This is a genomic window from Massilia pinisoli (genome assembly GCF_024753285.1).
In the GTDB taxonomy this organism is placed as follows: domain Bacteria; phylum Pseudomonadota; class Gammaproteobacteria; order Burkholderiales; family Burkholderiaceae_D; genus Telluria; species Telluria pinisoli.
In genome coordinates, this window is record NZ_JANUGW010000002.1 from 170,484 (window position 1) to 190,374 (window position 19,891).

Genomic DNA, 19,891 nt, shown 5'->3' on the forward strand with positions numbered 1-19,891 from the left:
GGAACTAACGTAGGGTGCGGCGCCCGTTAGAATGCGGCATGGCCAAACAAAACCCCATCTTCCCCGGCCCGCGCACGGCGCGCGGCCTCGTGCTCGCCGTGTTGCTGTCGAACGCCGACCAGGCGGGCGCCGAACCGTTGCGCGGCCGCGTGACGCTGGCCGCCATCGTCCGCGCCCTGAAGCGCAAATACCACTGGCCCATCGAGACGACGAGTTTTCCGTCGAACGCCCCGGACGGCCGCGCGACGTGGGCGACCGTGTACAGCCTGCCGCCCGACGTCATCGCGGCCGCGCTCGATGCGCGCGGGCGCGACTGGCTGAGGAGCAGCCTCGGCGACCGCGGCGCACGATGAGCCGCCGTCAATCCTGCTGGTAGCGCGCTTCCAGCAGGTCGATCTGGCGCAGCAGCTTGCGCGCCGTCTCGTCCGAGATGTCCATGCGGCGGGCCAGGCGCAGCACCGTGTCGCGCTCGGCGTTCAGCGCGAGCAGACGGTAGGCGCGTTCCGTGCGCTGCAGCGCCTGCGCGTCGCTGTGGCCGACCGCGGCGTCGGCCGTCGCCAGGCGGTGCCGGTACAGGCGCAGCACGTGCGCGAGGGCCTGGCCGTGCTGGTCCGCGGTGCCGGCATCGGCTTTCTGCGCCTGTTCCAGCGCGGTGACCGCCGCCTGCGTTGCCGCGTGGCGCGCGTCGTCCTCGCTGCACGTCGCTTCCGGCTCGTCCGGCATCGTCAGGCCGCGCAGCACGGCGGGCAGCGCGGCGCTGGCCAGCAGCAGCGAGAACACGATCACGCTGGCGGCCAGGAAGATCGCCAGCTGGCGGGCCGGGAACGGATCGCCGTTCGGCAAGGCCAGCGGCAAGGTCATGACGCCCGCCATCGTCAGCGCCCCGCGCACGCCGGACATGGACGTGGCGAGCATCACGCGCAGCCGCGGCTTGAACACCTGCCGCCCGAGCCGCTTGCGGTTCAGCAGCGTGAGTTGCAGCGAGATCCAGACCCACGCGAAGCGCAGCAGCACGAGGCCCACGCTCAGCGCAAGCGCGCGGCCGGCGAGCCACGCGAGGCCGAACGGCGCGCCGCCGTCCGGGTGCAGGGCGCCGCGCGCGATGTCGGGCAACTGCTCGCCCAGCAGCACGAACATGGTGCCGTTCAAGGTGAACTGCAGCGCGTCCCAGATGACGTTGCGGCGGATGCGCGTACTGGGCGTGGCGGCGCCGGACAGTTCCAGGTAGCTCATCGTGACGCCCGCCGCGACCGCGGCCAGGATGCCGGACGCGTTCAGGCGCTCGGCCACGAGGTACGCGCCGAACGGCGTCAGCAGGTTGATGAGCACGGGCACGCCGTCCTCCTCGCCGAAGCGGCGCTGCAGGAGGCCGTGCGCGCGCGTGATGGCAAACGTGATCGCCACGCCGGCCGCGATGCCCGCGAGCGCCATCCACAGGAACGTCAGGCTCGCGCGCGCCAGCGAGAACTGCCCCGTCACGGCGGCGGCCACGGCGAAGCGGAAGCACACGAGGCCACTCGCATCGTTGAGCAGGCTCTCGCCCTCGATGATGTGCTGCAGGCGCGGCGGCATCGGCACGCGCGCCGTGATCGACGACACGGCCACGGGGTCGGTGGGCGCCACGATCGCGGCCAGCGCGAACGCGACGGCCAGCGGCATCGCGGGGATCATCCAGTGCAGCAGCCAGCCGGCGCCGACGACGGTGAACACGACGAGGCCCAGCGCCAGCTCGAGGATCGTGGCCCTGTCGCGGAACAGCCCGATCTTCGGGATGCGCCAGCCGTCCACGAACAGCAGCGGCGGCAGGAACAGCAGGAAGAAGATGTCCGGGTCGAGCGCGACACCGTGGCGGAACACGCCCGCGATCACGGCGCCCAGCGCGATCTGGATCAGCGGCAGCGGCAGCGCGACGGGCAGCAGGCGCGCCAGGTAGGCGCTGGCGATCACGGCGACCAGCATCGCCAGCACGACTTCGACGGTCTCCATGGCACCTCCTTTCCGTGCCGATGATACGGGATGGGCTTGATGAGCGAGGTACGGTATGCTCGCATGTATTGACATCTGCGGGAGACGCCATGACATCCACGTTGCGTATGCTGCCGGCATCCGTGCTGGCCGCGCTGTCCACCGCCGCCGCGGCCCAGGTCTACCACGTGGCCGACATGAACGCGGCCCAGATCGGGGCGCTTGACCGCGCGCACACGGCCGTCGTCCTGACGGGCGGCATCCTCGAGGAACACGGGCCGCTGCTCCCGTCCGGGACGGACACGTTGATGAACGAGTGGTGGACGCAGTCGCTCGCGGAGGCGATCGTCGCGCGGCCCGGCTGGAAGGTCCTGCGATTCCCCACGATCCCCCTCGGCACGTCCGGCGCGAACGTCCTCGGCGGGCGCCACGTGTTCCCCGGCTCGTACACGGTGCGCCCGGAAACGGAGCGCGGCACCTACATGGATCTCGCCAGCGCGCTGGGCGAGCAGGGCTTCCGCTGGATCTTCGTGATGCACAACCACGGCTCGCCCTTGCACAACCTGATGCTCGACCAGGCCGGCGATTATTTCCACGACACGTATGGCGGCACGATGCTGAACCTGCCCGGCCTGCTGCTGGGCGACACGGAAGCCGCGCGGGCGCGCCCAGCTGCGGCCATGAAGGAAGAGGGACACTTCGAGGCGCATGCGGGGATGTCGGAGACGAGCCGCATCCTGTTCCTGCGGCCCGACCTCGTGGCGGGCACGTACGCGACGGCGCCCGCGAACACGGCCGACACGCCGGCCGACGCGGCGCTGTACAACCGCACGGCGCTGGCGGTGCTGGACGGGGCGGATCCGGCGCAGTGACGCGCTTGTCGGCCGTCGCGTTCAAGGATCCGGTCGTCGACGGCGTCGAGCGGGGGACGGGCGCGGAGGCGGACCGGATCGCCCAGGCGCAGCGGGAATGGTTGAAACGGCACGCGGGGCGGTGAGCTGAACGATGTGCGGTAGGGTGGACGGCTGGTCATTGAGTCGCCCGGACTCAATGACTCCACGCGTCCAGCCAGCTTGTGCGTGGCCAAGGATGACGCGCCGGCTGATCGACGGCAGGTTGAGCGCGTGGACAGCGAGCTGTCCACCCTACCGTCTACCTTCGGATATTCGCCTCGGCGGCGGCCGCGAGGATGTCGGCAAGCTGCATCGTATTCACGGGCTTGACGAGGTAGTGATCGAACCCGGCCGCCATCGACGCGTCGCGGTCCTGCTGGCGGCCGTAGCCCGTCATCGCGATCAACGTGGAGCCGGCCGCCTGGGGCAACAGGCGCAGACGGCGTGCCAGTTCGTTGCCATCGAAATCGGGCAGGCCGATGTCGAGCAGGCACACTTCCGGCACGAACGTCTTCGCGAGTTCCAGCGCGTCGGTGGCGGAATACGCGACTTCGACCCGGTGCCCGCCGGAGCGCAGGAACAGCTGCAAGGTGTGCACGGCGTCGACGTTGTCGTCCACGAGCAGGATGCGCAGCGGCACGCCGCCGTCGCCGTGGCGTTCGCCGACGACGGGCGCGGGCGCCAGCACGACGTCCTGCGTGTAGCGGGGCAGGCGCACGGTGAACGTGGAGCCCTTGCCCAAGCCCGCGCTGTACGCCTTCACTTCGCCGCCGTGCAGTTCCACGAGGCTCTTCACGAGGGCCAGCCCGAGGCCGAGGCCCCCTTGCGACCGGTCCGGCGTGCGCTCGGCCTGCGTGAACAGGTCGAACACGCGCTCGACGAGCGCAGGCTCCATGCCGATGCCGTCGTCGGCCACCGTCAGCACGTAGTCGTCGCCATCGGCGTCCACGCGCAGCTGGAGCGTGCCGCCTTCCGGCGTGTACTTGGTCGCGTTGTTGAGCAGGTTCGCGCACACCTGCACGAGGCGCTTGTGGTCGCCCTTGACGTACGCGGGCGCGGGCGGCAGCTCGATCACGACGCGGTGCCGGCGCGCGGCGATCAGGGGCCGGATCTGCTCGGCCGCATCGTCGACGACGCGCTTGAAGTCCAGCACCTGCGTCGACAGCGACACGAGCCCGCGCGTCACGCGCGACACGTCCAGCAGGTCGTCGACGAGGCTCGTCATGTGGTCGACCTGGCGCACGATGATGGAGCAGGTCTGCGTGATCTGGGCGTTATCGGAGTGCAGCAGCTTCAGGAGGTGCGCGCCCGTGCTGATCGGCGCCAGCGGGTTCCTCAGCTCGTGCGCGAGCATCGCGAGGAATTCGTCCTTGCGCTGGTCCGCGGCGCGCAGCTCGCGCTCGGCGAGCGACCGCGCGGTCTCCTTCTTTTGCAGCGCGGCCGCCATGCGGTCCAGCGCCAGCGCCAGGTTGCCGATCTCCTCGTGGCCATAGGCGATGCCGGAGCGCGCCTCGAGGTCGCCCGCGGCGATGCGTTCGGCCGTGCCCATCAGCTTGCGCACGCGCTGGACGATCAGCACGTCGCCGACGAGCCACGCGGCCAGCAGCGCGAGCAAGGTGGTGGCGCCGAGGCCCAGCAGCGACATGATCTGGTCGTGGCGCGCGGCCGAGACGATCGTCTCCGTCGGGATGCCGATCGTGACCGTGTACTCGGTCAGCGCGGGCGCGCCCACGCGGGCGAACGTGTGCAGGCGCTCGATGCCGTCCTCGCCGCGGATCGTCACGGCGCGCTGGCCCGCCGTGTTCATCGCTTCCAAGGTGGCGGGCGACAGTTTGGTGCCGAAGTAGCGTTCCGGGTCGGGGCGGCGCGAGATGATGGTGCCGCGCGCGTCCGCCGTCGCCAGCACGGAGCCGGGCGGCAGGTTGATGTCGTTGATGAAGGTGTCGAGGCCTTCCAGGTCCATCGCCGCGAACACGACGGCCAGCACCTTGCCGCTGCGGTCGATGACGGGGTAGGTGAGGTTGATCGTGTGCTTCTTGATGACGCGGCCGAACACATAGTCGCCGGCGATGAAGCGGCGCTCCGAGATGGCGCGGCGGAAGTGGCTGCGGTCGCCCAGGTTGACGGGGTGCAACAGCGGCACGGCGCTGCACGTGACGTCGCCGTTCAGCTGGATGAGGCCGAAATTGACGAAGCCTTCGTTGCGGTCGAGGACGTCGGACAGCAGCGACGTGCACTTGGCCGTGTCGCCCATCAGGTCGGGGACGCTGGCCAGGTCGACGAGGATCTGGCGCGCGCCCTCGATCGATTGCGCTTCGTTGGCGGCGGCCATGCCCGTCAGGCGGCGCAGGTTTTCTTCGGATGCCTTGATGGCATGCTCGCGTTCGCGGATGCCGGACAGGATCGTCATTACCGCCAACGGGGTGATCGCCAGCGCGACCAGCAACATGAGCCGGCTGCGCAGGCTGTTCAGCCGAAAGCGGCTCAAGCCAGATGTCATCTTATCTATTTTCTATCTGCCGCCTCGTGAGCGGCAAACGCTTCACCAAATTCGATTATCCTGCGGAAGCCTTCGCACAGCGTCGGCACGTCGTCCGAAATATAGCCGAGGCGGATGAAGCCCGGCACGCCCAGCGCCTCGCCCGGCATGACGGCCACCTTCTTTTCCTCGATCAGCGCTTCGGCGAAGCCGACGGTGTCCAGCGTCAGGCTGCGTACGTCGCCCCACAGGTACGGACCGGATGCCGGCGCATGCATGACGATCCAGGGGACCTCGGCAAACAGCCGCACCGCCAGGTCGCGCCGTTCACGGTAGTCCGCCATCATCGCGCGCGGGGCGCCCGTCGCGAAGGCGACGCTCGCCGCCACCTGCGACAAATGCGGCGCGGCCGCCGTGATCGGACCCTGCAGCGTCTGCATTGCGTTGACCACCTCCGCGGGCGCCAGCGCGAAGCCGACCCGCCAGCCCATCATGGCATAGCTTTGCGAGGCCGAAAACAGCGTGACCACGCCGATCTTCCGCCAGTCGCACAACGCCGCCAGGCTCACGTGTCCGCCTTCGAAGATCAGGTGCTCGTAGCTTTCGTCGACGATCACCCGCGCCCCGATGCGCGCCACCCATGCAGCAAGGTGTTCCAGTTCCCGGCGAGTGTACACCTTGCCGGTGGGATTGTGCGGGTTATTGATGATGACGATGTCCGGCTGGCCGAGCCCATCCAGGAAGGCGGGCGTGATTTCCTCAGGCAAGTCGGCCAGAATGGGGCGCAAGCCTAGGAGTTGTGACGTAGCAACATATGCGGGCCAATGCGGCACGAACACGAGGAGCGTGTCGCCCGGATCGGCCATCGTATAGAGCGCTTCGTACAAGCCCTGCTTCGCGCCGTTCGTCACGATGATCTCGTCGGGGCTCGCGGCGACCCCGTTTTCCGCGCGCAGCTTGGCCGCCAGGTCCGCGCGCACGTCGAGCGCGCCCACGACGCTCGTGTAGGGCATGATGCGCTGGCGCTCGACGGCCTTGTTCACGGCGTCCAGCACGGGCCTGGGCGCGGGGAAGTGCGAGATGGCGATCGAGAAATCGATCACAGGCTGGCCCTCGTTGCGCAGCGTTTCCACGCGGCCGTGCATGGCTGTCGTGGCGAGGGGACGGGAAGAGGCGATCCGGGCTGAAATTTTCATTGTTCTCTCTTGGGAATAATGTTGTAGAAAAATCAAGGCACGGTTGCAAGGGCATGGTGTTTCCTGATTGTACTAAAGCGGTAAAACCATGCCGCACGGATGAATATTCGACTGACAATGCTGGTTGCATAAAAGAAATCATTGTCCGAAAGCGGGACGAGCGACGCCGGGCGCGCGATTCTGGTACGGTGGGGGCAAGCGAATCCAAGCAGGAGGACACCATGCAGCAAGCCATCGTACGCACGTTCAAGCACGTCACCGCGGCCGAGCAGGCGCGCCAGGAATTGCTGGCCGCGGGCATCGCGGCCGACGACGTCGCGATCGACGTCCGCATCGACGAGAGCGGTCCCGTGCAGGGCAATTTCACGGTGGGCGATTCGCCCGCCGTCACGGGCAAGACCGCGTATTCGCACACGTACGCGCCCGTCGCGCAGGACGACGTGCGCGACTGCCAGGTGACGGTGAACGCGGCCGACGCGGGCCTGGCCGAGCGGGCCGCCGCGATCCTCGACCGGCTGGGCGGCCACGACCCCGACCCGGCATCCGCGGCCGCGATCGCCGCGCGCCGGACGCGCCACTGAGTTTGCGCGACAATAAGGTGTCGCGGCGCACCGCCGCTTTCGGAGAAACGACATGAGTGCGATCCACCTCGACAAGCGTGACGCCCTGCTCGTCATCGACATGCAGGCCGACTTCCTGCCCGGCGGGGCGCTGGGGGTGGCCGGCGGCCATGAAGTCGTCGCACCCATCAACCACTTGATCGAGCTGTACCGCGCGCAAGGCCTGCCCGTGTTCGCATCGCGCGACTGGCACCCGCACGATCACTGCTCGTTCCAGGCGCAGGGCGGACCGTGGCCGCCGCACTGCGTGGCCGGCACGCCGGGCGCCGAGTTTGCGGCCGAGCTGGCGCTGCCGGACGACGCCATCGTCATCTCGAAGGCCGACACGGCCGCCGTCGACGCCTATTCCGCGTTCGGCGGCACCGACCTGGCCACCCAACTGCGCGCCCGCGGCGTGGAGCGCGTGACGGTGGTGGGCCTCGCCACGGATTACTGCGTGCTGAACACCGTCACGGACGCATTGGAAGAGGGGTTCACGACACTCGTCGTGCCGGAAGCCATGCGCGCCGTCGACGTGCACCCGGGCGACGGCCGGCACGCGCTCGACCGCATGGTGGCGCGTGGCGCGGTACCGGTGCGGCTGGGCGAGTTCGGGATGGTCGCTTTGTCTGTGGCGTAGGGTGGACGGCTTTGCCGTCCACGCGGTGATACGTGACGTCAGATTCGTCGCGTCGGCGCACGGAGTGATACGTGTGGCCGATTCGTCGCGTCGATGCACGGGTTCGTTGAACGCGTGGACGGCGAGCCGTCCACCCTACGACAGCAGTACGAGGTAACCCTCGACGTCCCGCCCGTGATCGCGCCGCAGCACCGCCTGCTGCGTCGCGACGACCGCGAACCCCGCCGCCTGCGCCGTCTCCGTCACGTACGCCAGCGCGTGCGCGAACCGGTTCGACGGCTGCAGCGCATACCCTGGCCCGGCACCGTCGCCGGGCAGCGCCTCGCACGACAGCGCGAACACGCCGCCCGCGCGCAGCACGCGCCGCATCCGGGCGAACAGCGGCGCCAGGTCGCCGAGGTACACGAGCACGTCGGCCGCGACGGCGAGGTCGCACGGCGCCGTGCGCGCCGCCAGCCAGTCGACGATGTCGGCGCACGCGAGTTCGTCGTACAGCCCGAGTTCAGCAGCCTTGTCCAGCATCCGCTGCGACAGGTCGACGCCCGTCACGTGGCGCGCCAGCGGCCGCAGGAAGGGGGCGCACAAGCCCGTGCCGCAGCCCAGGTCCAGCGCGGCGTCCAGCGGCAGCGGCCCCAAGTGCGGGCGCAGCAGCGCGTCCAGCAGTGCCGGCGTGCGGTAGCCGAGGACGTCGACGAGGTGGCGGTCGAAATGGCCCGCGTACTGGTCGAACAGATGTTTCACGTAGTCGGCGGGCGCCGCATCCGGTTGGTCCGCCTCGCCCAGCGCGGCCAGCGCGAACCGGATGTCGTCCGCGTCCGCGCCCAGCGCGAGCGCACGCCGGTAGGCCGCCACGGCCGCGTCGCGCTGCCCCAGCGCACGCAGCGTGTTCGCGCGGTAGTGCTCGGCCAGCGCATAGTCGGGCCTCGAGGCCAGCGCCCGTTCGTAGCTGTGCAGCGCGCCAGCCAGGTCGCCCGATTTCTTCAGCGCGGCGCCGCGCGCGCACCACGTGTCGGCCTGCGGCGCCAGCGCGAGCGCGCGGTCGTAGGCGTCGACGCTGGCCGCGTGCCGGCCCTGCGCCTGCAGCGCGTGGCCCAGCGCGACGAGGGCGGCGGCATGCGCGGGCCGCAGCGTCAGGGCCTGTTCGGCGCTCGCGGCCGCGTCGGCGTGGCGCCCCAGGTCGTGCAACGCGATGGCGCGGTGGCACCATGCGTCGGCCAGCGCCGGGGCGATGCCGAGGGCGCGTTCGTAGCTGTCCAGCGCGTCCTGCATCCGCCCGAGCCGGCGCAGCGTGTTGCCGCGGTTGTCCCAGGCGAGTGCATAGCCGGGGTCCAGGCGCAGCGCCGCCTCGTAGCTGGCCAGCGCCGCGTCGGTCCGGCCCAGGTCCTGCAGCGCAGCGCCCAGGTTGCAGTGGGCGCGCGGTTGCCGCGGGTCGATGCGCAGGGCTTCCTCGATCAGTTCGACGGCGCGCGCGGGCCGGCCGCGCTGGCGTTCGATCACGCCCACGAGGTGCAGCGCGTCGAACTGGCGCGCATCGAGCTCCAGCACGCGCCGGTACAGCGCGTGCGCGTCGTCGAGCCGGCCCTGCTGGTGCAGGCGGACGGCCTGGCCCAGCAGGTCGGACACGTCGGGCGTCGTCACCCGCTCAGCTCCAGGACAGGTCCGCCTTCGCGAGCGGCAGTTCGCGCACGCGCTTGCCCGTCGCGGCGAAGATCGCGTTGCAGACGGCCGGCGCGAGCGGCGGGAACACGGGTTCGCCCAGGCCCGTGACGGGGTAGTCCGTCTTGAGGAAATGCGCCTCGATCTTGGTCGGCGTATCGGGCATGCGCAGCAGCGGGTAGTCGTGGAAGTTGCTCTGCACGATGCGGCCCTTGTCGATGTCGAGCGCGGGATACATCAGCGTGGACAGGCCGTCGATGACGGAGCCCTGCACCTGGTTCTCCGCGCCGGACAGGTTCACGATCTGCGCGCCGATGTCCGCGACGACGACGACGCGGTCCACGCGCAGCCGGCCTTCCCGCGACACGGTGACTTCGGCCACTTCGGCGACATAGCCCCGGTGGCTGAAGTGGAACGCGACGCCGGCGCCCTGGCCGCGCGCGAACTTGCGCTGGCCCCAGCCGGATTTTTCCGCCACCGCCTGCAGCACGTGGCGCATGCGACCCACGTTGTACGGCACGCCGCGCTCGCCCGTGCCGGCCACGAGGTCCTTGTCGCCGAGGAGGTCGAGGCGGAACGCGATGGGGTCGCGCCCCGCCGCGTGCGCGAGTTCGTCGATGAAGCTGTGGAAGACCCACGCGAACACGTTGCTGCCCGGCGCGCGCCACGGACCCATCGGGATGCGGCATTCGAGCGGCGTCTGTTCGATCAGGCAGTTGGCGACCCAGCGGCCGGGGAATTCGTCGCCGGACAGGTTCGCGCCGCTGCCCGGCTGCAGCACGCTCGCCGTGCCGCCGTCGTTTTCCTTCTTCTCGACGCGGTTGGCGAACGTGACGAAGTGGTCGTGCCACGCGACGACCTTGCCCTGCTCGTCGACGCCGCCGCGCAGGAAGTGGAAGCCGCCCGCGCGGAAGTGGTCGTGGCGCAGGTCGTCCTCGCGCATCCACGTCAGTTTGACGGGCGCCTTCACTTTTTGCGCGATGGCGGCCGCCTCCACGATGAAGTCGGACGACAGCCGGCGCCCGAAGCCGCCGCCGCTGCGCGTGATGTGGACGGTGATCTTGTCCTTCGGGATGTTGAAGGTGGTGGACACGAGCGCCTGGCCCGCGCCCGGGTTCTGCGTGGGCGCCCACAGTTCGAGCGTACCGTCGGCCGGCCTGAACCACGCCGTGCAGTTCTGCGGTTCCATGCTCGCATGCGAGATGAACGGGTAGACGTAGTTCGCCTCGACGGTGCGTGCGGCGCCGGCGAGGGCGGCTTCCACGTCGCCGTCGCTGCGCATGACGGCGGCGGCAGGCTGGCCGCTCGCCGCATGCGCCTGCGCGAGGAAGCCCGACCAGGTGTGCCGCGCGCCGTCGCCTTCGTCCCAGGCCACCTGCAGCTTCTTGCCGGCGCGGAACGCGTTCCACGTCGAGTCGGCGACGATGGCGACGCCTGGCCGCAGGCCGTTCAGGTTTTCCGTGCCCTCGACGATGAACGCGGCCTTCACGCCGGCCATCGCCTTGACGACATCCAGGTTCGCCTCGACGGGACGCCCGCCGAGGACGGGGCATTTCACGTACGTCGCGTACAGCATGCCGGGCAGGCGGGTGTCGATGCCGAACAGCGGTTCGCCCGCGACGATTGCCGGGTTGTCGACGCCGCCCACGCGCGTGCCGAGCAGGCGGTACGACTTCGGATCCTTCACGATGACTTCCGCGGCGGGCGGCACGGGCAGCGCCGCGGCCGTGCGCACGAGGGCGCCGTAGCCCAGCTTGCGGCCGCTCGCGCCATGCACGACGGCGCCGTTCTCCGTGCGGCATGCGGACGCCGGCACGTTCCACGTCTGCGCGGCGGCGCGCACGAGCAGCGCGCGCGCGGTGGCGCCGAGGCGGTGGAAGTTGTCGTAGTTCGTGGGCGTCGACGTCGAGCCGCCCGCGCCCTGCGAACCGTAGATCGGGTTCAGGTCGCCCTGCACGACGCGCACCGACTGCCAGTCGACGTCGAGCTCTTCGGCCAGCACCATCGGCAGCGACGTCTTGATGCCCTGGCCGATTTCCGGCTGCTTCGACACGAGCGTCACGCGGCCGTCCGTGCCGATACGGATGAACGCGTTCGGGACGAAATCGGCACCCGCGTCCTGGTCGGCACCGGCCGGAGCTGCGATCGCGCCATCGGGCAGGACGCCCAGCAGCAGGGCGGCGCCGGCGGCGTGGCCGAGGAAGCGGCGGCGCGAGGGGGAGGTCGGCGCGCGGCTCATGCCTTGTCCTTGGCGGGGTTGGCCGCGGCGGCGCCGGCGATATCGGCGGCGCGGTGGATGCCGGCGCGAATGCGGACGTACGTCGCGCAGCGGCACAGGTTGCCCGCCATCGCCTCGTCGATCTGTGCGTCGGTGGGGCGCGGATGCTGTTTCAGCAGCGCGCACGCCGACATGATCTGCCCGGCCTGGCAATAGCCGCACTGGGGCACGTCCAGTTCGACCCACGCCTGCTGCAGCGGATGCATGGCGTGCGCGTCGAGGCCTTCGATCGTGGTGATGCGGCGCTTGCCGATGCTACTGACCGGCAACTGACACGCGCGCGCCGGCTGGCCGTCCACGTGCACGGTGCACGCCCCGCAGGCACCCACGCCGCAACCGTATTTCGTGCCGGGGAGGCCCAGGGTATCGCGCAGTGCCCACAGCAGCGGGGTGTCCGCTTCGACGTCGACGGCGCGGGCCTTGCCGTTGACGTGCAGTGTGTATTTACTCATGTCTCGTGGGATGGATTCGGTGCCGGACTCAAACTGTGCCATGCTAAACCAAACGGCCCCGTCACGAGCAACGTTTTGGCATTTTTCGCATCAAATCCGGCCGGTGTGACATACTGGCGCGGTCCGACACGCAGCGACCCACCGTCCCGCCCCACCCTCATGCGACGACCGATTTCCTTACCGACCACCTTGCGCAGCCGCCTGGCCGGCGCCGTCGGCGTGCTGGTGCTGGGCACCACGTTGCTGGCGGGGCCGCTCGCACTAGACGTGGCCGAGCAGGATTTGCGCGCCGTGCTGGGCGGGCAGCAGTACACGATGGTGTCCGGCGCCGCCGCCTTCCTCGACGACCTGCTGGAGGCCCGCCTGCGCGAGATGGCCGCGCTGGCCGCCGCGCTCCCTGCCGACGCGCGCCGCGACCCGCGCCGCCTGCAGGCCTGGCTGGCCGCGCGCACGGCCGACGGGCCCGACGCCTTCGCCGACATCAGCGCCTTCGCGCGCAGCGGCGAACTGGTGGCGTCGGGCGCCGCCGCGCCGGGCGTCCAGCCCCTCTCGGCGGCGGGCCGCAAGTATTTCGAGGAGACGTTGGTGCGCGGACGCGGCATCGTCTCCGATCCCCTGCAAAACCGCCTGTCCGGCGCCAAGATGGTGCTCGTGACGGCGCCCGTCTTCAACGACCACGGAGAGATCGTCTACGTGCTGGCCGGCCGCATCGACCTGCAGCATGCGCGCTTCCTGCGCCAGGTCGACGCCTTGCGCCCGGGCGGCACCGGCTATCTGTTCCTGATGTCGGCCGACGGCGTGCTGATCGACCACCCTGCGCGCGAGCGGGTGATGGAGCACATGGACGACAAGCGCGGCGGCCAGCCCGGCCTGCAGGCGGCGCTGCGCGGCTTCGAAGGCTGGCTGCATGGCAGCGACGGCACCGGGCCCGCCATCGTCACCTATAAACGCCTGGCGACGAACGGCTGGATCCTGGGCGCCCATTTTCCGGAGACCGAGGCGTTCGCGCCGCTCGCGCGCGTGCGCCGCACGGTGCTCGCCGTCGCGGGCGCGCTCGCGCTGATCGCGGCGACGCTCGCGTGGTGGCTCGTGCGGCGCGGCCTGCAGCCGCTCGACGCGCTGCGCCGCAACGTGGCCGCGGTGCGCCACGGCGGGGCTGCTACCGACGTGCTTGCGCTGGGCCGCCACGACGAAGTCGGCGAACTGGGACGCGCGTTCCACGACCTCGTGCACGCGCGCGAGCGCGCGGCCGCCCGCATGCGCGCGATCGCCGACAACGTCCCGGCCGTCATCGCCTACGTCGACCGCGACGAGCGCTTCGAATTCACGAACGCCGGCTTCGACCGCATGATCGGCACGGACCCCGACTGGGCCCTCGGGCGCACGGTGCGCGAGGCGCTGGGCGACGCCGGCTACACGCGGCTGGAACCCCTGATCCGCGCTGCGCTGCGCGGCGAACACGGCCACGTCGAGGACGTGCGCAGCGACGACGCCAGGCGCCATCAGATGATCGACACGATTCCCGACGTCGATGCCGACGGCCGCGTCGCGGGCTTCTTCGTGCTCGCGATGGACATCAGCGAGCGCAAGGAAGCGGAGCTGGCGCAGGCCGCCAGCGAGCAGCGCCTGCGCCTGATCGCCGACAACCTCCCGGTGCTGATCTGCTACATCGACCGCAACCACCGCATGGGCTTCGGCAACGCCACGTTCCACGCGTGGCTGGGCCTCGACCCGGTGCACCTTCCCGGCATGCACCTGGCCGAGGTGCTCGGCAAGCCCGCGTACGACGCGGCGCGGCCCCGGCTGCGCCAGGCGTTCGAAGGCGCCGGCGCCACGTTCGAGATGCCGCTGCAGGCGCTGGGCCGGCACCGTATCCTCGAGTGGACCTTCGTGCCGGACGTGCAGGCGCAAGGCCGCGTGGCCGTCGCCGTCGCGGGCGTGTACGCGCTCGCGCACGACATGACGCGCGTGAAGGAGGCGGAGAGCCGCCTCGTGCAGATGGCGCGCTTCGACAGCCTGACGGGTATCGCGAACCGCCGGCTGTTCGGCGAAATGCTCGGGCAGGCGCTCGAACGCGTGCGGCGCCAGCGCCAGGTGCTGGGTGTCGCCTACATGGACATCGACCACTTCAAGACGATCAACGACACGTGGGGCCACGGCGTCGGCGACGAAGTGCTGAAGGAATTCGCCCAACGCCTGGCCGGGTGCGTGCGCGTGACGGACACGCCGGCGCGCCTCGCCGGCGACGAATTCGTCGTGCTGCTGGAAGACGTCAAGGGTGTCGAGGAGGCCGAGCGGATCGGCGCGAAGATCGTGGAAGCGGTCCGCCGGCCGTTCGCGACGGGGGCCGGCAACCTGGACGTGACGGCCAGCGTCGGCATCGCGCTCGTGCACGGTGTGGACGGCCCGCCGCCCACGCAGGACCAGGTGCTGGGCTGGGCGGACACGGCGCTGTATGCGGCCAAGAACGGCGGGCGCAATCGCTGCGTCGTGCGCAGGGAGGACGAGGCCGTCACGCCGCCTGGGCCGCAGGCGCGCCTGCGTTGACGGGCGGCTGATCGGCGGGGCTTATTGCGGTGCCGGCTCCGTCGCTACCAGGGTGCGCTGGACCCAGCCGCCGGCGACGTTCTCGCCATCGATCTTGACGAAACCGTCGCGCTCCTCGCCCGTCGCGATCGCTTCTTCCGAGCGCTTGAGCGTGCCCATCACCTTGCTGCCGGCGCGCGGCTCCGTGAACACCTTGACGCTCGCCAGGCGCGCGTACACGCTGGCGCCGGCCGCGACCGGCACGCCTTCGCGGGTCGATGCGCGCGCGTTCACCTTGGCCGCCCCGCTGGCGGTGCGCACGAGCGTCGGCTGGTTGCGGATCTTCAGCACGATGCGATTGTAGTTGTCGAGCAGGCTCGCCGCGACCATCTTGCCTTCCGGCGTGTTCGTGTAGCCGCCCAGGCGCGTGTAATCGCCACCGCCCCAGCTCCAGCCGGAGACGCCGAAATCCGTCTTCGTGGCGACGCCTTCTTCCGCGGCCACCTGGATGCCGGAGCGCACGTCCGCGATCAAGAGGCTCGTCTGCGCTTCCTTGAACTTGAGGTTGCCCGCGATGCCGCCCGCGATCTGGCCCAGGCCGCCCAGCAGTCTGCCGCCGTAGTTCGACAGCGCGCCGCCGATGCCCCCGGTATCCTTCGCGGCGAACTGCACGTTGGGCGTCATCACGAAGTCGGCCGCCTGCAGCTGGCCCTTGCCGACGTTGCTGCCGGCCAGCGTCTCGCCGTTCGCCGCCAGTTCGCGTTCCTGCTGCAGATTGGCCATCGCGGCGCCGCGCTCCACGACCTGGAAGCAATTCGATTGCTGCACCATGATGCGCAGCAGCGCGACCGGCGAGCCCAGCCCGTAGCTCTGCAGCGCGCGTGAACTGTCGCTCTGCGCTTCCGTCACGGCGAGCGTGCCGAGCGGACGGTCGCAATGCTCCACCTTGGAACTGGTTTCCTGCGCGTGCAGGCTGGCGCTGCCGGCGAGCAGGGCGGCAATGATCGATACCCGGATTGGTTTCATGACCCTCGATTGTGAACAAATGTTGTGAACAATTGCACTGTGCGAATCGTCATTGACGAAGCGCAACAAGCGTGCAACGAGTTTGTTCATTTTACAATCTTGAATCGAAGGCAATCTCACCAATACTCACATTGATGCGATTGCGACACACATTTCGGTGGCGTGTAGGCGCGCCGGGCGCCGCCGCGCCGGGCGCCGCTGCGCCGGGCGCCGCTGCGCCGGGGCGGCGCGACGGTCGCGGTTCGTGGGGATTGCCGGGCCAGGTGGTCAGATGCCCGTCGGGTACGTCTCCGGTGGTTCTTCCGCATGCCAGCCGCCGCCCGCGTCCAGCGGTCGCACGGCCGTCGTGTGGTCGATGTGGATGACGGCGTCGAATTGGCGCGCCATCTCGGCCGCGAAATAATGGCTGCGGCGTTCCGTGCGCGGCAGGTAGATGACGCCGATGGCTCGCTCGAGCCGGCGTTCCAGCATGGTCTGGCGGACGGCGCTGTCGCTGGCGCCGTCGCGCAGCGGCAGCAGGAAGCGGGGCAGGCCCGTCTCGTGCAACAATTCCTCGTAGCTGCCCTGCATGCCGGGCCGCACGCGCTTGTGCTCGGCCGGCGCATCCCATTCGGACGCGGCCGTCACAAAGCCGTCGAACGTGGAAAAGCCGATCAGGCGCGTCTGCCCGTCGTATTCCTTGCGCGCGAGTTCGCCGACGTTCCATTCGCCCATCTCGCCCATTTCCGTCGCGCGCGCGTCGCCGATGTGGGAGTTGTGTTCCCAGACGACGATCTTGGCCGGCTCGCCGTCCTTCGACAGGTGATGGGCGAGCGCGTCCAGGGTTTCCGCCATATGACTGTCGCGCAAATTCCAGGATGACACGCGGCCCCGGAACATCGTCCGGTAGTATTCCTCGGCATTCTTGACGAGGCGGGCGTTCTGCTGCGCATAGAAATACGCTTCCTCGTCGCCGTCGCGGTACATGTAGTCGGCGGCGCGCTGCTGCAGTTGGCGCAACTGTTCGATAACGCCTTCCTCGCACGATGCGGACAAGTCGAGGCTCGCCGTGTAGCCGTAGTGCTGGCTGTCTTCGTGGTAGTGGTCGAAGCAGGCATAGCGTTCGCGCGCCTGGCGCGCTGCCTGCGGATCGACTTCGTCGAGATAGCGCAGCACTTCCTCGATCGACGTGAACATGCTGTACAGGTCGAGCCCGTAGAAGCCGACTGGCCGGTGGGCGGCGCGCGCGTTGCGGTGGTGCAGCCAGGTGACGAAGGCCGCAACGTCCGTGTTCCGCCACATCCAGTTGGGAAAGCGCTTGAAGCCGGACAGCGCTTCGTTCGCATCGCGGTCGTCCCCGCGCCCGCGCACGTAGCGGTTGACGCGATAGGCGTCCGGCCAGTCGGCCTCGACGGCCACGGCATGAAAGCCCTTGTCCTCGATCAGGCGCCGGGTGATGCGCGCCCGCTCCGCGTAGAACTCGTGCGTGCCGTGCGTCGCCTCGCCCAGCAGTACGAAGCGCGCATCGCCGACGAGGTCGAGCAGGGCGTCGTAGTCGCGCTCGCCCCCCGTCAGCGGACGGGCGGCGGCCCGGAGCGCGTTGATCGTGTGCGCGGTTGCCATGGCTTCCTCAGTGCAGCCAGCGGCTGCCGGCACGCGGCCGCGCCGCGTCGCGCGGGACGGCGCCCCGTTCGATGAACGCCTTCATGCGCGCGAGATCGTCGTCCATCTGCGCCTTCGGATCGGACCCGAGCAACGTGGCGAGCCCGTGGCCGAGGGCGCCCGCCGGCGGCGTGTACGACATGCGCACGGTGACGCGCGTGCCGCCCCGGCGCGGTTCGAACTGGATCGAGCCGCTCTGCGGGATCTCGGCGCCGGCTTCGCTGCGCCAGGCGAGACGGTGCGGCCGGGTCTGCTCCGTGAGGACCGAATTCCATTCGAACTCGCTGCCGCCGGGGCCGCGTACGATCCAGTGCGAACGCCCGCGCCCGAGGTCGCGCACTTCGACCACGTGCGACATGAAGTGCGGGAAGTTCTCGTAATTGGTCCATACGTCGTACACGTCGTCCGGCGCCGCGTCGATGTCGATGGACTTGCTGAAGTCGATGGTCTGGTCCAGCCCGAGGCCGCGGCCGCGCAGCAGGCCGAGCAGCGATTGGTTCGTGGCGCCGCGGGCCAGCAGCGCGGCGCCGGCCAGGCCCAGCACGAGGGCCAGCGGCGAGCGCCGTGTCAGCGCGTACAACGCGAGCAGGCCACCGCCCGCGAGCGCCGAATTGCGGGCGGTGGGCGTCCACTCGTCGCCGGGGCCCGCGTGCAGCGCGTCGCGCATGCGCGCGCGCAGGCCGCTCGTCGCATCGGCCAGCGCGTCGCTGGCCTTGTCGAGACCGTTGCCGACGGAGTGGCCATCATCGGGCAGCAAGCCACGTGCCTTGTCCGCGCCCGTTGCCATGGCGTCCTTCGCCTTGTCGATCCCGGCGTCGAGCGCGTCGCTGGCGGCACGGCCCATGCGTTCCAGCGCCGAGCCGGACGTCGCGCCCGTGACGCGCGTCGCCGCCGTGTCGGCGAGGTTCGAGGCCCGCTCGCGCAACTCGTCGCCGACGGCGCCGATGCGCTCGCTCGCGCCGCGCCAGGCACTGCCCAGCGCGCCGGACGTGCGCGCGCCCGCATCGCGCACGGCTTGCGCCGACTGGGCCCGGCGGGCGCTGCCGCGGTCCGGGTCGAGCATGTACATCAGCAGGGCGCCGGCCGCGGCGCCGCCCAGCCACTTCGCGATTTCATAGCCTGTGTCCGTCGTGTTTTTCATGGTTCGCTCCTCCGGTTGGTCTGGGCCCGGCCGCCGCCTCGTCGTGCCAGGCGGTGGCCAGCAAATCCTGCACTTCCTCGTCGCTGGTCTGGTCGAACGCGTCGTACCACTGGCCGACTGCGCGGAAGTGGAGCGGGGTCGACAGGCAGACGAAGTCGTCGACGCGCGCCTCGAGCGCGGCCGCCGTATCGGGCGGCGCGACGGGAATCGCGAGCACCAGCGTGCGCGGCCCCAGGCGGCGCGCCACTTCGATGGCGGCCAGCATCGTGGAGCCCGTCGCGACGCCGTCGTCCACGAGGATGGCGCTGCGTCCGGCGAGGTCGAGGGGCGGGCGGCCGCCGCGGTAGGCGCGCTCGCGCCGCTGCAGTTCGGCCAGTTCGCGCGCCGTGACGGCTTCCACGGCCTCGGGCGTGACGCCCATCAGGCCGGGCACGCCGGGCTGCAGCACGCGGACGCCGCCGTTGCCGACGGCGCCCACCGCGAACTCTTCGTGGCCCGGCATGCCGAGCTTGCGGACGATGAGGATGTCGAGGGCGATGCCGAGCCGCTGCGCGATCGCGAACCCGACCGGCACGCCGCCACGCGGCAGCGCGAGCACGACGGCATCGGGCCGCCGCGCGTAGGTGCCGAGGCGCTTCGCCAGCTGGCGGCCGGCCTCGGTGCGGTTCTTGAATGGACGGTGATCGACCATATGCGCTGCTCCCGCGGTTCTCTGTCATGCTGCGGCGCGAGCGTGGCCGGGCGGCCCGCGGACCGCCGGACACGCCCGCAACGGCAGCGCGTTGCGGCTTACTGGATCGTCAGCTGGCGCGCCGTGCCGCCCTGTTTCTTGGGCAGCGACAGCATCAGGACGCCGTCCTCGAGGCGGGCCTGCGCATTGGCATCGTCGACCTCGGCGGGCAGCGTGAAGCTGCGCTGGTACTTGCGCGTCGAGCGCTCAGAATACACCACCTGTTCGCCCTGGCGCTGTTCGTTTGCCTGCTGGCATTCGCCCTCGATCGTGACGCGCTGGCCGTCGATCGAGACGTGCACGTCGTCCTTCTTGACGCCCGGCAGCTCGGCTTTCACTTCGAAGGTTTTTTCCGTCTCGCTCACGTCCAGGCGGGGCATGCCGACGTCGTCGCCGGTCCAGCGGCCCTGGGCGAGCGGGGCGAAGAAATCCTGGAACATGTTCTCGACCATGCGGCCGAACTGGTCTTCCATGGCGCCGGGACGGAACGTGGAGAGCGGCGTCGTGCCTCTTCTGATCAGGTTCATGATAGACCTCCCTGTTGATCTAGGAATGACGTTCAGGAATGACGTCCGGCGACGCGCCGGACGCCGTCACTCCCATTTATAGGGCGGTCGACAGGCGTTTGCAAGTCGTGTCCCGATACGTGCGCGGGCACCCCGGCCGACG

17 protein-coding genes are annotated in these 19,891 nt (G+C 70.1%); 6 read left to right on the forward strand and 11 right to left on the reverse strand.

Annotated elements, in window-relative coordinates; genetic code table 11:
• Positions 1–38: 38 nt before the first annotated feature.
• Complete coding sequence (locus tag NX784_RS03005) at positions 39–353, forward strand: hypothetical protein (RefSeq protein ID WP_258815218.1); 315 nt, start codon at positions 39–41, stop codon at positions 351–353.
• A gap of 7 nt (positions 354–360) precedes the next feature.
• Here the strand turns inward: NX784_RS03005 and NX784_RS03010 are convergent, their stop codons facing one another.
• A complete protein-coding gene (locus tag NX784_RS03010; protein WP_258815219.1) occupies positions 361–1,986 on the reverse strand; it encodes a Na+/H+ antiporter in 1,626 nt (541 codons plus the stop codon).
• Between the two features lie 89 nt (positions 1,987–2,075).
• Here NX784_RS03010 and NX784_RS03015 point away from each other — a divergent pair, with 89 nt between their 5' ends.
• The gene (locus tag NX784_RS03015) at positions 2,076–2,837 is read left to right on the forward strand and encodes a creatininase family protein (protein WP_258815220.1); all 762 of its coding nucleotides are present in this window, start codon (positions 2,076–2,078) and stop codon (positions 2,835–2,837) included.
• The gene (locus tag NX784_RS03020; RefSeq protein ID WP_258815221.1) at positions 2,834–2,962 is read left to right on the forward strand and encodes a hypothetical protein; all 129 of its coding nucleotides are present in this window, start codon (positions 2,834–2,836) and stop codon (positions 2,960–2,962) included. Before NX784_RS03015 ends, NX784_RS03020 begins: the two co-directional genes overlap by 4 nt.
• Positions 2,963–3,117: 155 nt before the next feature.
• On the opposite strand, the gene NX784_RS03025 is transcribed toward NX784_RS03020, so the two are convergent.
• Positions 3,118–5,346, reverse strand: coding sequence for a hybrid sensor histidine kinase/response regulator (locus tag NX784_RS03025; protein WP_258815222.1), 2,229 nt, complete (start codon positions 5,344–5,346; stop codon positions 3,118–3,120).
• Between the two features lie 17 nt (positions 5,347–5,363).
• Positions 5,364–6,533, reverse strand: coding sequence for a pyridoxal phosphate-dependent aminotransferase (locus NX784_RS03030; RefSeq protein WP_258815223.1), 1,170 nt, complete (start codon positions 6,531–6,533; stop codon positions 5,364–5,366).
• 221 nt (positions 6,534–6,754) lie between these two features.
• Here NX784_RS03030 and NX784_RS03035 point away from each other — a divergent pair, with 221 nt between their 5' ends.
• Together NX784_RS03035 and NX784_RS03040 are read left to right on the forward strand one after the other, a co-directional pair.
• On the forward strand, positions 6,755–7,114 hold the full coding sequence (locus NX784_RS03035) for a hypothetical protein (RefSeq protein ID WP_258815224.1): 360 nt from the start codon (positions 6,755–6,757) through the stop codon (positions 7,112–7,114).
• 52 nt (positions 7,115–7,166) lie between these two features.
• Positions 7,167–7,772: an isochorismatase family protein gene (locus tag NX784_RS03040; protein WP_258815225.1), complete on the forward strand. Its 606-nt coding sequence runs from the start codon at positions 7,167–7,169 to the stop codon at positions 7,770–7,772.
• A gap of 135 nt (positions 7,773–7,907) precedes the next feature.
• Here NX784_RS03040 and NX784_RS03045 read toward each other — a convergent pair whose 3' ends face one another.
• The 3 genes from NX784_RS03045 to NX784_RS03055 are packed head-to-tail and all read right to left on the reverse strand — an operon-like array spanning position 7,908 to position 12,158.
• Entirely contained in the window at positions 7,908–9,410 is a 1,503-nt protein-coding gene (locus NX784_RS03045; protein ID WP_258815226.1) for a tetratricopeptide repeat protein, read from the reverse strand.
• A gap of 4 nt (positions 9,411–9,414) precedes the next feature.
• On the reverse strand, positions 9,415–11,667 hold the full coding sequence (locus NX784_RS03050; RefSeq protein ID WP_258815227.1) for a molybdopterin cofactor-binding domain-containing protein: 2,253 nt from the start codon (positions 11,665–11,667) through the stop codon (positions 9,415–9,417).
• A complete protein-coding gene (locus tag NX784_RS03055) occupies positions 11,664–12,158 on the reverse strand; it encodes a (2Fe-2S)-binding protein (protein WP_258815228.1) in 495 nt (164 codons plus the stop codon). The genes NX784_RS03050 and NX784_RS03055 overlap by 4 nt, the downstream gene beginning before the upstream one ends.
• A gap of 159 nt (positions 12,159–12,317) precedes the next feature.
• Between NX784_RS03055 and NX784_RS03060 the strand changes: the two genes are divergently transcribed.
• A complete protein-coding gene (locus NX784_RS03060) occupies positions 12,318–14,705 on the forward strand; it encodes a sensor domain-containing diguanylate cyclase (protein ID WP_258815229.1) in 2,388 nt (795 codons plus the stop codon).
• A 21-nt stretch (positions 14,706–14,726) separates the two neighbouring features.
• On the opposite strand, the gene NX784_RS03065 is transcribed toward NX784_RS03060, so the two are convergent.
• The 5 genes from NX784_RS03065 to NX784_RS03085 form a co-directional block, all read right to left on the reverse strand.
• The gene (locus tag NX784_RS03065) at positions 14,727–15,710 is read right to left on the reverse strand and encodes a CsgG/HfaB family protein (RefSeq protein WP_258815230.1); all 984 of its coding nucleotides are present in this window, start codon (positions 15,708–15,710) and stop codon (positions 14,727–14,729) included.
• A 267-nt stretch (positions 15,711–15,977) separates the two neighbouring features.
• Positions 15,978–17,312 (reverse strand): erythromycin esterase family protein, encoded by a 1,335-nt coding sequence (locus NX784_RS03070; RefSeq protein WP_258815231.1) that lies wholly within the window; start codon positions 17,310–17,312, stop codon positions 15,978–15,980.
• A gap of 7 nt (positions 17,313–17,319) precedes the next feature.
• Positions 17,320–18,492 carry an SRPBCC family protein gene (locus NX784_RS03075; protein WP_258815232.1) on the reverse strand — a complete coding sequence of 391 codons (1,173 nt, stop codon included), beginning with the start codon at positions 18,490–18,492 and terminating at the stop codon, positions 17,320–17,322.
• On the reverse strand, positions 18,464–19,183 hold the full coding sequence (locus NX784_RS03080; protein ID WP_258815233.1) for a phosphoribosyltransferase: 720 nt from the start codon (positions 19,181–19,183) through the stop codon (positions 18,464–18,466). Before NX784_RS03080 ends, NX784_RS03075 begins: the two co-directional genes overlap by 29 nt.
• A 98-nt stretch (positions 19,184–19,281) precedes the next feature.
• Complete coding sequence (locus NX784_RS03085) at positions 19,282–19,749, reverse strand: Hsp20/alpha crystallin family protein (protein ID WP_258815234.1); 468 nt, start codon at positions 19,747–19,749, stop codon at positions 19,282–19,284.
• Positions 19,750–19,891 lie beyond the last annotated feature (142 nt).

What these genes read in the sequence shown, in the direction of transcription:
- NX784_RS03005 (WP_258815218.1), top strand. Translation starts at nt 39, where the DNA reads ATGGCCAAACAAAACCCCATCTTCCCCGGCCCGCGCACGGCGCGCGGC.
- NX784_RS03010 (WP_258815219.1), bottom strand. Translation starts at nt 1,986, where the DNA reads ATGGAGACCGTCGAAGTCGTGCTGGCGATGCTGGTCGCCGTGATCGCC.
- NX784_RS03015 (WP_258815220.1), top strand. Translation starts at nt 2,076, where the DNA reads ATGACATCCACGTTGCGTATGCTGCCGGCATCCGTGCTGGCCGCGCTG.
- NX784_RS03030 (WP_258815223.1), bottom strand. Translation starts at nt 6,533, where the DNA reads ATGAAAATTTCAGCCCGGATCGCCTCTTCCCGTCCCCTCGCCACGACA.
- NX784_RS03035 (WP_258815224.1), top strand. Translation starts at nt 6,755, where the DNA reads ATGCAGCAAGCCATCGTACGCACGTTCAAGCACGTCACCGCGGCCGAG.
- NX784_RS03040 (WP_258815225.1), top strand. Translation starts at nt 7,167, where the DNA reads ATGAGTGCGATCCACCTCGACAAGCGTGACGCCCTGCTCGTCATCGAC.
- NX784_RS03050 (WP_258815227.1), bottom strand. Translation starts at nt 11,667, where the DNA reads ATGAGCCGCGCGCCGACCTCCCCCTCGCGCCGCCGCTTCCTCGGCCAC.
- NX784_RS03055 (WP_258815228.1), bottom strand. Translation starts at nt 12,158, where the DNA reads ATGAGTAAATACACACTGCACGTCAACGGCAAGGCCCGCGCCGTCGAC.
- NX784_RS03060 (WP_258815229.1), top strand. Translation starts at nt 12,318, where the DNA reads ATGCGACGACCGATTTCCTTACCGACCACCTTGCGCAGCCGCCTGGCC.
- NX784_RS03065 (WP_258815230.1), bottom strand. Translation starts at nt 15,710, where the DNA reads ATGAAACCAATCCGGGTATCGATCATTGCCGCCCTGCTCGCCGGCAGC.
- NX784_RS03070 (WP_258815231.1), bottom strand. Translation starts at nt 17,312, where the DNA reads ATGGCAACCGCGCACACGATCAACGCGCTCCGGGCCGCCGCCCGTCCG.
- NX784_RS03075 (WP_258815232.1), bottom strand. Translation starts at nt 18,492, where the DNA reads ATGAAAAACACGACGGACACAGGCTATGAAATCGCGAAGTGGCTGGGC.
- NX784_RS03080 (WP_258815233.1), bottom strand. Translation starts at nt 19,183, where the DNA reads ATGGTCGATCACCGTCCATTCAAGAACCGCACCGAGGCCGGCCGCCAG.
- NX784_RS03085 (WP_258815234.1), bottom strand. Translation starts at nt 19,749, where the DNA reads ATGAACCTGATCAGAAGAGGCACGACGCCGCTCTCCACGTTCCGTCCC.